The sequence below is a fragment of the Empedobacter sp. UBA7494 genome, from assembly GCF_002478465.1.
In the GTDB taxonomy this organism is placed as follows: Bacteria; Bacteroidota; Bacteroidia; order Flavobacteriales; family Weeksellaceae; genus Empedobacter; species Empedobacter falsenii_B.
This window is the reverse complement of sequence record NZ_DLOC01000101.1, coordinates 24,597-35,500: the sequence shown is the minus strand read 5'-3', so window position 1 is coordinate 35,500 and position 10,904 is coordinate 24,597. Positions and strand designations below refer to the sequence as shown.

11 protein-coding genes are annotated in these 10,904 nt (G+C 30.9%); 7 read left to right on the top strand and 4 right to left on the bottom strand.

Annotated features, from left to right (window positions below; genetic code table 11):
• Nucleotides 1-637: IS982 family transposase (locus B4E95_RS12160; protein WP_291091751.1), on the top strand; the 637-nt coding region annotated here is incomplete at its 5' end.
• Between the two features lie 18 nt (nt 638-655).
• Here B4E95_RS12160 and rsmG read toward each other — a convergent pair.
• Both rsmG and B4E95_RS12150 read right to left on the bottom strand, forming a co-directional pair.
• Nucleotides 656-1,282 (bottom strand): 16S rRNA (guanine(527)-N(7))-methyltransferase RsmG, encoded by a 627-nt coding sequence (gene rsmG, locus B4E95_RS12155; RefSeq protein ID WP_125349806.1) that lies wholly within the window; start codon nt 1,280-1,282, stop codon nt 656-658.
• 6 nt (nt 1,283-1,288) lie between these two features.
• A complete protein-coding gene (locus tag B4E95_RS12150) occupies nt 1,289-1,735 on the bottom strand; it encodes a GAF domain-containing protein (RefSeq protein WP_038332644.1) in 447 nt (148 codons plus the stop codon).
• Between the two features lie 96 nt (nt 1,736-1,831).
• On the opposite strand from B4E95_RS12150, the gene xrtF reads away from it, so the two are divergent.
• Complete coding sequence (gene xrtF, locus B4E95_RS12145; RefSeq protein WP_291091750.1) at nt 1,832-2,374, top strand: exosortase family protein XrtF; 543 nt, start codon at nt 1,832-1,834, stop codon at nt 2,372-2,374.
• On the top strand, nt 2,364-2,810 hold the full coding sequence (locus B4E95_RS12140) for an exosortase F system-associated membrane protein (protein ID WP_291091748.1): 447 nt from the start codon (nt 2,364-2,366) through the stop codon (nt 2,808-2,810). Before xrtF ends, B4E95_RS12140 begins: the two co-directional genes overlap by 11 nt.
• Before the next feature lie 34 nt (nt 2,811-2,844).
• Here the strand turns inward: B4E95_RS12140 and B4E95_RS12135 are convergent, their stop codons facing one another.
• Together B4E95_RS12135 and rlmB are read right to left on the bottom strand one after the other, a co-directional pair.
• Complete coding sequence (locus B4E95_RS12135; protein ID WP_291091745.1) at nt 2,845-3,162, bottom strand: hypothetical protein; 318 nt, start codon at nt 3,160-3,162, stop codon at nt 2,845-2,847.
• Nucleotides 3,163-3,174: 12 nt separating this feature from the next.
• Nucleotides 3,175-3,924: a 23S rRNA (guanosine(2251)-2'-O)-methyltransferase RlmB gene (rlmB, locus tag B4E95_RS12130; RefSeq protein WP_219034413.1), complete on the bottom strand. Its 750-nt coding sequence runs from the start codon at nt 3,922-3,924 to the stop codon at nt 3,175-3,177.
• Nucleotides 3,925-4,260: 336 nt separating this feature from the next.
• Here rlmB and B4E95_RS12125 point away from each other — a divergent pair, with 336 nt between their 5' ends.
• The 4 genes from B4E95_RS12125 to B4E95_RS12110 all read left to right on the top strand — a co-directional run bounded on the left by B4E95_RS12125 (nt 4,261) and on the right by B4E95_RS12110 (nt 10,866).
• A complete protein-coding gene (locus B4E95_RS12125) occupies nt 4,261-5,055 on the top strand; it encodes a thymidylate synthase (protein ID WP_291091743.1) in 795 nt (264 codons plus the stop codon).
• Nucleotides 5,056-5,137: 82 nt separating this feature from the next.
• Complete coding sequence (locus B4E95_RS12120; protein WP_291091742.1) at nt 5,138-7,744, top strand: zinc-dependent metalloprotease; 2,607 nt, start codon at nt 5,138-5,140, stop codon at nt 7,742-7,744.
• A 69-nt stretch (nt 7,745-7,813) separates the two neighbouring features.
• A complete protein-coding gene (locus B4E95_RS12115; protein ID WP_291091741.1) occupies nt 7,814-8,242 on the top strand; it encodes a hypothetical protein in 429 nt (142 codons plus the stop codon).
• Between the two features lie 89 nt (nt 8,243-8,331).
• Nucleotides 8,332-10,866, top strand: a complete 2,535-nt coding sequence (locus tag B4E95_RS12110) for a M1 family metallopeptidase (protein WP_291091740.1) — start codon at nt 8,332-8,334, stop codon at nt 10,864-10,866.
• Nucleotides 10,867-10,904 lie beyond the last annotated feature (38 nt).

The window sequence follows — 10,904 nt, the reverse complement described above, 5'->3', positions numbered from 1 at the left end:
AGAGCAAATTAATAGTATTCGACTTAAATTAGCGAAAGAATTTAATGAATTTGAAAATTGTTTTATTGTTGATAGTATGCCGTTGGAGGTGTGTAAAATAGCAAGAATTAATCGCTCTAAAATTTGCAAAGAACATCAGTATAGCGCACCAAATAGAGGTTTTTGTGCTTCTCAGCAAATGTCTTTTTATGGCTATAAACTTCATGCTGTTTGTTCTTTAAATGGTGTTTTCCAGAGTATTGATATCAGTCCCGCATCTGTTCATGATATTCATTTTTTGAAAGATATAAAATCTCAACTATCAGATTGTGTGCTACTTGGTGACAGAGGCTATTTGTCGCAAACAATTCAAATTGACTTATTTAATGAAGCTAATATTCGATTAGAAACACCGAAAAGATCCAATCAAAAAGAGTATAAACCTCAGTTTTATCCATTCAAAAAGTATCGAAAAAGAATTGAAACTTTATTTTCTCAACTATGCGATCAATTTATGATTAGACGAAATTATGCAAAGACTTTCGAAGGGTTTAAAACCAGAATTCTAGCTAAAATTACTGCACTTACTGTGGTTCAGTACATTAATAAAACATACTTTAATCGAAATATTAATAAGCTAAAAACCAAAATTATTTAAAATGCACAACGGGTTAAATTAAATATCTTTCTTTTCTAAGTAAACGACTTTTTTCGTTTCGAAGAAATCTTCGTCAAAAAAGTTTTGAATATCAAATAAAACTGCATTTGGAAAACCTGCTAATTCTTCTGTCAAATCGCCTCCTTTTAAATATAATAAACCATTTGGAAAAGGATTAATCGCTTCTTTTTTGAATTTCCCACGAATCCATTCTGCAAATCTTGGCATTGCTGTTACCGCACGAGAAACGACAAAATCGTATTTATCTGTTAATTCTTCGGCGCGCTTTTGTTCTGCTTTTACATTCGTCAAACCTAAACCGTCAGCCACTCCTTTTACAACCTTGATTTTTTTCCCGATAGAATCTACCAAATGAAACTGAACATTCGGAAACAAAATTGCCAACGGAATTCCTGGTAAACCACCTCCAGTTCCTACATCCAGAACAGAAGAACCATCTGCAAATTCCATCACTTTTGCAATCGCTAAAGAATGTAAAATATGGTTCGTATAAATTTCATCAATATCTTTTCGAGAAACAACATTGATTTGATCGTTCCATTCTTTGTACAAATCACCAACTTTCGAAAATTGCTCGATTTGTTTTTCTGTTAAATCAGGAAAATATTTTAAAATTAAATCAATCATTGCTTAAATAATTTCTGAAACTCGCTGACAAACGTAATCTAACAACTTTGTATCGTCTTCTGTAAACGGATTAATTTTGTGCGAATCGATATCAATTTGACCAATATTTTCTCCATTTTTGAAAATTGGAACAACAATTTCAGCTTTCGTTTCTATTGAACAAGCCAAATAATTATCTTGTGCATAAACGTCTGGCACAACAAAAGTTTCGTTAGATTCTGCCACTTGCCCACAAATTCCTTTACCATAAGGAATGATTGTATGATCGGTAGCTGCACCAACATAAGGTCCAAGTTTTAGTTCATTTTTATCTCCATTCTTGAAATAAAATCCCACCCAATTGTAATATTCAACTTCGTCACTCAACAATTGACAAATCTTTTGTAATCTGTCTTCCGTAGAAATTGCGCTATCAATTATGACATCCACGCGTTTATGTAAATCTTGCATTTTGTTACTTCTTAAAAAAGCAAATTTATTGATTAATCATAACTTAATCAAAAGTTGACGTTTTTCATTTATATTTGTTCAAGATTTTTTAACCAAATGAAAGAATTTAAACCTTTATTGTTATTCCTTGCACGTTTTTTAGGAACTTACATTATTTTAAGTTTAGCTTATAAATTGTATTTGGATCAATATTTACCGCACAATAACCCTGATCCATTTACAAAATTAACGTCAGATGTAACAGCTTTTGGCTTGAACAAATGTGGTTTTTTTACTTTTTCTAATATTGCAGAAAACCAACCTTGGATGCGTTTGGTAATGGACGGACAAGTGGCGTCTATTGTAAATGAAGGTTGTAATGCGATTTCTATTTTGATAATTTTCATAGCGTTTATCGTTGCTTTTTACACGAATTTCAAACAAACTTTTTTGTTTATTTTGTCTGGTTTAGCAATTCTTTTTGTGATGAATATTTCGAGAATTATGTTGTTAAATTATATTTTTAGATACCACGCAGAATATGGTAAAATGGCGCACGATTATCTGTTTCCTGCAATTATTTATGGTTCAATCGTGATTGTTTGGATTGTTTGGATTAAGTTTTTTGTAACAAAATACAATAAGCAAAATGCTAAATAAATATTTACGTTATGCAATTGCAGTTTTACTTGTTTTTGGATTAATATTAGTCCGAAAATTTGAAGATATTTTATTTTATGATCCTTTCATAAAATACTTTCATTTTGTTGGTCATTCAAAATTTCCTGAAATTGATTTACCAAAATTAAACGCAAGTCTGATGGTTCGCTATCTAATCAATACATTATTAACGGTATTAATTATTTGGTTTATTTTCTGGAAAAAAAGTTACGTTAAATTCTCTATCATTATAATGATTATCGGATTAATCGTTCTTTTACCAATCTATAATTATTTGATTTCAACACATTTTTCATCAGGCGAAATGGTTTTCTTTTATGTGAGAAGATTTCTCATTCAGCCCATGTTTTTATTGATTTTAGTTCCTTGTTTTTATTACCAAGAAATACAACATAAAAAAACGGTCGAAAATTAATTTTCAACCGTTTTTATTTTATCTAATTTAAATTTTACAATAAACCTGATTCATCTTTTTCTTGTTGCGCATCTAACTTTGCTTGCTCTTTTGCAGCTGCTTCTTGTGCTTTTTGTTCTGCAACTTTACGTTTTTCTTCGTTTGCAATTTCTGCATTCGCTTTGTTCACTGCTTTGTATTTATAAAGCCAACCTAAAAATCCTCCCAAAATAAATCCTACACCAGCACCTCCGGTAATTCCTACCAAAAATTCTTTATCCGAAAATAATCTAGAAACATCCAAATTCGTAAAATAATACATTGCAACGCTAATCGCAATCAACAAAAATCCAATAAAAGTAGAATAGATCATCGTTATATGTTTTTAAAATAAATCTTGTAACATTCTTTGACGAACAGCTTCGTACAAAATCGCTCCAGCCGCAACCGAAACATTCAGTGAAGCAGTTTGTCCAGCCATAGGCAATTTAATAATTTTATCCGAAATTTTAATAATAGAATCCGAAACTCCATCTTCCTCACTTCCCATCACAATAGCTGCAGGAACAGAGAAATCTGCATCATAAATAAATTCTGCTGATTTTTCAGAAGCACTAAAAATTGAGATTCCAGCCGATTGTAAATATTTAATAACATTCACTAAATTTCCTTCTTTACAAACCGGAATATTGTACAACGCTCCTGTCGAAGTTTTGATCGCATCTGCATTTACAGAAGCCGAACCTTTTGCTGGAATAATAATCGCGTCAACACCAACACATTCTGCTGTACGAGCGATCGCACCAAAATTACGAACGTCAGAAACACGATCTAAAATCAAAATAAAAGGTGTTTTTCCTTGTTCCCAAATTTGAGGTAATACATTTTCGATTGAATCAAATTCGATTGGCGAAATAAATGCATAGACTCCTTGGTGATTTTTTCCTGTAAAACGATTTAGTTTTTCTACAGGTACATAACTTACAGGAATTTCATATTCAGTGATTAATTTTCTCAATTCAGAAAAAATTTCACCTTGTAAACCTTTTTGAATAAAAATTTTGTCGATTGTTTTCCCTGCTTCAATCGCTTCTATTACTGGTCTTAAACCAAAAATTCCCGCTTCGTTTTTCATAAATGCAAAGATAAAAAAATTATACGTAACTATTTACCAATCCTTCTTCTCAATTGTTGTAAATAATTTGGAAAGCTCATATACAACATGCAACCAATGACAATTAGCGAAATCATTGAGATTAAATTTAGTTTGAGATGAATGATTTTTGACACAAAAACAACCACCAAAACAACATTAAATAAGGTTTGGAAATAAAAATGTTGCGCAATTTTTCGTCCAAAATCTGATTTGCTATACGAAGCAAAAAACATAAAAAACACTAAAATTGTAAGAATTAAACTAATTTTCATTCTAAAAAAAATCACTAAATTTGAAAGGTTAAATATACTCAAAATGCAACAATATCACGATTTATGTAAAAAGGTTTTAGCAGAAGGCGCTTTTAAAGAAGACAGAACGGGGACAGGAACTAAAAGTATTTTTGGTTACCAAATGCGTTTCGATTTGTCGGAAGGTTTTCCTTTGGTGACGACTAAAAAATTACATTTAAAATCGATTATCTACGAATTGTTGTGGTTTTTGAAAGGTGATACAAATATCAAATATTTAACAGATAACGGAGTTAGAATTTGGAACGAATGGGCTGACGAAAATGGTGATTTAGGACCTGTTTATGGGCATCAATGGCGTTCATGGGGAAAACCAAATGGAGAAGTTGTTGACCAAATTAAAGTTGCGATTGATCAAATTAAAAATAATCCTGATTCGCGTCGAATTATTGTTTCTGCTTGGAATGTTGGAGAATTAGATCAAATGGCTTTAGCACCTTGTCATGCATTTTTTCAATTTTATGTGAATGATGGAAAATTATCGTTGCAATTGTATCAACGTAGTGCAGATATTTTCTTAGGTGTTCCATTCAATATTGCGTCATATGCGTTATTACAAATGATGGTTGCTCAAGTTTGTGATTTAGAAGTCGGCGATTTTGTGCATACGTTTGGAGATGCACATATTTACAAAAATCATTTTGAACAAGTTGAACTACAATTAACGCGTGAACCTTTTCCATTACCAACAATGAAAATCAATCCGAATGTAAAAGACATTTTTGATTTTACATACGAAGATTTCGAATTAGAAAATTATCAAGCTCATCCGCATATAAAAGGAATTGTAGCGGTTTAATTTTTATTTTAACGTTATTTTTTTGTAATTCATAATAAGTTATTTAATTTTATTAAGATTAATATAATATTAACACGTAATTATGAGAAAAAATTTTACGCTTGTAGCTATGCTTTTAGCTATGACTATTACCTATGCACAAGAAAATGGCAATAATCAATTTAAAAACATTGATGCTTCATTACCTAATTCAAAAAAAACAATTCTAGACTTAAAGAATGTTGAAAATCAATTAGCGTCTAATACTCTTAATAAAAATTCTAAATTAGAAATTACTCTTCCTAATAATAAAGGAAAAAATGAAAAATTTGTTTTAGTTGAAAGAGAATTATTAAATGATAAAATGAAGGAACAATTTCCTAACATTAAATCATATTACGGATATTCAACTTCTGATCCATTAACAAAAATCAGTTTAGGTTACTCTACAGCTCAAGGAATTAATGCTATTGTATATTCTTCAACTGATAAATATATTATCGAAAAAACAGCTGGTCAATATGAATTAATTAATAGCGAAAATCTTCCAAGTTTAAAAAACTTTAGTTGTGGTAGTGTAGATTCAAGTACTTCTGTTGTATCTAGCGAATCAAAAGGTATTAATAACCCTTCAACTTACAGAAAATACAAACTAGCAATTGCAACTGATTATCAATACAATAAATATTTTTCTGGTACTCAAGAACCAACTTTAGAAACATCTATTGCTGCTGTATCAAAATCATTAACTTATATATTACCTATATATGAAAATGACTTGTCTATTTCTTTTCAATTAGCTGACAATCTAGACAAAGTAACTTATCTTACAGCTGCTACTAGTCCTTTTAAAACAACTGGATTAAACGCTGAAGTTCAAAAACAATTGGACGCAAATATTGGTTCTGAAAATTATGATATTGGAATCCTATTCACTAATCTTCTTGGAGGAGGAAATGCTGGCTATATCGGAAGTGTTTGTAATAATACTAAAAAAGGATCAGCTTATATTGGACCTGTAGAAACAAATCCTGAAGGTTTTAATTTTTCGGTTGCTGGTGCCCATGAGATGGGGCATCAATTCGGAGCAAATCATGTCCACGCGAGAAACGAAGGATATATGGCGAATAGAGAAATCGGAAGTGGTGTAACAGTTATGGGATACCCTGGCGTAACAGGCACTCATGATGTTCAAAATACTTTCATTTCTCAATTTAATCATTATAATCTTGAACAAATTAATAGTTATTTAGCTAAACAAACATGTGGTACCACTACAGAAAGTACTAACAAACCTCCTGTAGCAAATGCTGGAAAAGATTACACAATACCAAAAGGAACTGCTTTTCATTTAATTGGAAGTGCTAATGATACAGATAATGATAAATTAACTTATTCATGGGAACAATCAGATCCAATATTAACATATACAGGATCTAATTTCAAAAATCCAAGTAGTAAAAATACTGATGGTGCAAATTTTAGAGTTTATGAACACTCTACAAATCCAGAAAGATATTTTCCTCCAATGGAGAATGTGCTAAATAGTCAGTTATATTCTACATGGAATACAGTTTCGGATATAGCAAAAGAGATGAACTTCGTCTTACAAGTTAGAGACAACAAACAAGGAGGAGGCCAAATTGATTCTGACAAAGCATTGATAACAATTACTGAAGATGGTCCATTTAAGATTAATAATATTAACCTTAACCAATCATTTAAATCAGGAGAAACATTTGACTTAAAATGGGATGTTGCTGGGACAAATACAGGAACAATTAATACGCAAAATGTAAAAATAAAACTAACAACAGACGAAGGTAAAACATTTACCACTTTATTAGAATCAACTCCTAATAACGGACAAGCTTCTATTACATTACCTAGCAATGTTAAAGCAGAAAAAGCAAATATTATCATAGAAGCTATTAATAATATTTATTATGCTGCAAGCCCTTTCATAGCTATTGGTTACGAAGTTAGTTTATCATGTAATCAATTTTTCGCGACAACTCCAATCACAATGAAAGATGCCGTAGGAAGCAGTGCTGGAATTACCAATATCACAATTCCTATTTCTGGAGAAACAAAAAAAGTTGAAGACATTTCATTAATTACCGATATTACACATGATAATTCTAACGAACTAATTGTTATGTTTGCTAAATCTGGTGTTGATCAAATTTATCAATATGCATGGTACCAAAGTTGTACTACACCAAACTTATCGTATAAATTTAATAAGTTCGGAGGATCAAGTTTTGATAATTGTGGAGTAAAAGATGCTGTAATTACAGGTACTTTAGATCTTAAACGTTATGAAAACATAACAGCAAATGGTTCGTATTTATTCCGCCTAGCAGATTTAAAAGCTGGAAATATAGGAACTGTCAATAAAATGGGAATTGAATTATGTCATCGTGAAACGTCAAAATTAGCTGTTTCAGACATCACAAAACAAAATGAGTTATTTGTTTATCCTAATCCTACAAATGGTAATTTTAATATTCGTATGAACACGAAAACTAATAAAGTAACTACAGAAATTATCAACCTTGCAGGACAAGTTGTTTCTACAAATACTTATAATGTTGCTGGAAATAAAATCGACCAAGCAGTTAATGCTACAAATTTACCTAAAGGTGTATATCTTGTAAAAATTAATGATGGTGATTCAACACAAACAAAAAAATTAATTATCAAATAATTTTTTTCATTCAATAATTCATACAAAACCCATTTTTTAATGGGTTTTGTAATTTAAAATACAACCGTTATGAAAACTATTTTTCTTATAATTCCGCTATTCATTTTAAGTTGCTCAACAAATAAATTAACTCAACATAAAGATAACTTTGATGATAAAAGTAATTTAATTTTAGAGTTACGAGAAAATTCTCTCGAAAATTTCGATTCTATTTTTACAATTAAAAATGATACTGAACTCGGTAAAACATTAGGTCCGATAAATGCAACACGTATGCCTGGTGTACCAATTAGAAATATTGATTTTACAAAAGAATATCTTTTTGTAACTAATATGAAAACTGATATTAATATTATTGACATCAAAAATTCAACTATTTTATATGAAAAAATTTACGATAACAACGTTGAATCAACTTTTAACCAAGAAAATTTGATTAAATTTTATCAAATTCCATTTTCAAATTCCCCGTATAAATTTCAAGAAATTAAAAAATAATTCATAAAAAACACTTAAAGTCTCCAAATTGGAGGCTTTTTTTGTAACTTTTGGAGAAAATTATCAACCAATAGAAATAAATTTTTACAATGAAAAAACGCATTCTTTGGCTTTCATCAGCCTTCATTATATCAAGTCTTACTTATGCGCAAGTAATGACACCACCACCGAGTTATAACGAAAACCAAACGAACAAATTAGATATTTATCGTGCAGAAGCAGAACGAATTAATAATCTTGTTCATACCAAATTGGATCTTAAATTTGATTATGCAAAAGAGCACGTTTTAGGTGAAGCTTGGGTAACATTGAAACCACATTTCTATGCTACAAACAAAGTTACATTAGACGCAAAAGCAATGTTGATTAGCGAAGTCGCTTTGGTAAATGGTGCTACAAAAAAAAAATTAAATTATAAATACGATGATTTACAATTAGTCATCGATTTGGATAAAGAATACAAAAAAGATCAAGAATATACACTTTACATCAAGTATACAGCGCGTCCAAACGAAGTAAAACAAGAAGGAAGTGCGGCCATAAACGATGCAAAAGGTGTTTATTTTATCAATGCAAAAGGTGAACGACCAAATTATCCAACTCAAATTTGGACACAAGGCGAAACTGAATCTTCTTCTTGTTGGTTCCCGACAATTGATAAAACGAATCAAAAAACTTCACAAGAAATCACGTTAACATATCCTGATAAATATGTTTCATTATCAAATGGAACAATGAAATCTTCGAAGAAAAATTCGGACGGAACAAAAACTGATTATTGGAAATTTGATAAAAAACATGCGCCATATTTATTCTTTTTCGGGATTGGAGATTACGCAGTCATCAATGATAAATGGAAAAATATCAATGTTGATTATTACGTAGAACCAGAATATAAAGATGTTGCAAAGCAAATTTTTGGTAATACACCAGAAATGATTCAGTTCTTTTCTGATAGATTAAACTATCCTTATCCTTGGGATAAATATGCACAAATGACGGCTCGCGAATATGTTTCTGGAGCTATGGAAAATACAACAGCTTCTTTATTTCATGATGGTGTTCAGCAAAAAGCTGGTCAATTAGTCGATGAAAACACTGCTGAATATGTTATTGCGCACGAATTATTTCACCATTGGTTTGGAGATTTAGTTACGGCTGAAAGTTGGGGAAATTTAACAGTGAATGAATCGTTTGCTAATTATTCTGAATATTTATGGTTTGAATATAAATACGGAAAAGAGAAAGCGGATGAGCATCGTTACAACGAAATGTTTGGTTATAAACAAGGCGATGGACCAACGAAAAATTTGGTTCGAGTTCATTACAATTCTCGCGAAGACATGTTTGATGGTGTTTCGTACAACAAAGGTGGAATTATCTTACATATGTTGAGAAATTTCTTAGGAGATGATGCTTTCTTCAAAGGTTTGAACAAATATTTGAAAGATAACGAATACGGAAAAGCTGAATCTGCACAATTACGTTTGGCTTTGGAAGAAGTTTCTGGCCGTGATTTGAACTGGTTTTTCAATCAATGGTATTACGAAAATGGTCATCCAAAATTAACAGTTGTTTCAGATTATTCTTCAGCAAATAAAAAAGTAAAAGTTGTTGTTCGTCAAGATGCTTCAAAATTATTTGAATTTCCTTTTGCGATTGATATTGTCGAAAATGGTAAAACAACACGTCAACAAGTTTGGGTTCCAAAACAAGCCGAAACTGTTTTCGAATTTGCTTCAAACCAAAAACCTGATGTCGTTATTCCAAATGCGGATCAAGTTTTATTAGCAGATATCGACGATAAAAAGCCTGTTGAAGATTTTATTGCGCAATACAAAGCTGGAAAAGGAAATTACACGACACGTTTATTAGCTATTGAAGCAATGGCAAATGCGCAAGCAACTAATCCAAAAGCGGCTGATGCATTGGTTAATGCGTTAGATGATTCATTTGATGGATTAAGAATTTATGCGATTCATAAATTGGATACAAAATCAAAAACGATTGTAGATAAAGCTTCATCAAAATTAAAACAATTAGCATCTAACTATCCTAAAACATTGGTACAAGCAGCTGCTTTGAGTGCTTTGAATGATGCCAATATTTATGATGCAACCATTTTCGAGAAAGCTTCAAAAAGTCCATCTTTTAGTGTTCAAGGAGCTTCATTAACAGGAATCTTAAAAAATAATCCTTCAAAAATTAATGATTTAACAACTAATCTTGATAATGAAGTAATTAAAGGTTCGCCAGATTTAGCAATGGCATTAGTTCCGACTTGGATTAAAAATAATCAATTAGATAAAGCTGCTTTAATTTCGGAATCTGCTGCGATGTATGAATTCGTAAAATTCCAAGATGCAGAAAAAGGAAAAATTGCTGAACAGGCTTTCAATTGGATTATGAATAATGATACACCAGATGCAACAGCTGAAATTGCTAAAACATATTCGCGTTATTATCCATACTTGAAAGAGCAAAATCCGCAGGCAAGCCAAGTTATAAAAATGATGGCTGAAAAAGCGTTGCAAGTGAAAACGAATGCTGCAAAAACAATTAAATCTGCATCTATTGCAAAACAAGTGGAGCAATTACAAGATGCAATAAATAAAATGAAATAATTCGCTAAAATTATTATATTTGTTAGGCTATCCCCAAA

What these genes read in the sequence shown, in the direction of transcription:
- B4E95_RS12150 (WP_038332644.1), bottom strand. Translation starts at nt 1,735, where the DNA reads ATGCAAGATTTACATAAACGCGTGGATGTCATAATTGATAGCGCAATT.
- xrtF (WP_291091750.1), top strand. Translation starts at nt 1,832, where the DNA reads ATGAAAGAATTTAAACCTTTATTGTTATTCCTTGCACGTTTTTTAGGA.
- B4E95_RS12140 (WP_291091748.1), top strand. Translation starts at nt 2,364, where the DNA reads ATGCTAAATAAATATTTACGTTATGCAATTGCAGTTTTACTTGTTTTT.
- B4E95_RS12135 (WP_291091745.1), bottom strand. Translation starts at nt 3,162, where the DNA reads ATGATCTATTCTACTTTTATTGGATTTTTGTTGATTGCGATTAGCGTT.
- rlmB (WP_219034413.1), bottom strand. Translation starts at nt 3,924, where the DNA reads ATGAAAAACGAAGCGGGAATTTTTGGTTTAAGACCAGTAATAGAAGCG.
- B4E95_RS12125 (WP_291091743.1), top strand. Translation starts at nt 4,261, where the DNA reads ATGCAACAATATCACGATTTATGTAAAAAGGTTTTAGCAGAAGGCGCT.
- B4E95_RS12120 (WP_291091742.1), top strand. Translation starts at nt 5,138, where the DNA reads ATGAGAAAAAATTTTACGCTTGTAGCTATGCTTTTAGCTATGACTATT.
- B4E95_RS12115 (WP_291091741.1), top strand. Translation starts at nt 7,814, where the DNA reads ATGAAAACTATTTTTCTTATAATTCCGCTATTCATTTTAAGTTGCTCA.
- B4E95_RS12110 (WP_291091740.1), top strand. Translation starts at nt 8,332, where the DNA reads ATGAAAAAACGCATTCTTTGGCTTTCATCAGCCTTCATTATATCAAGT.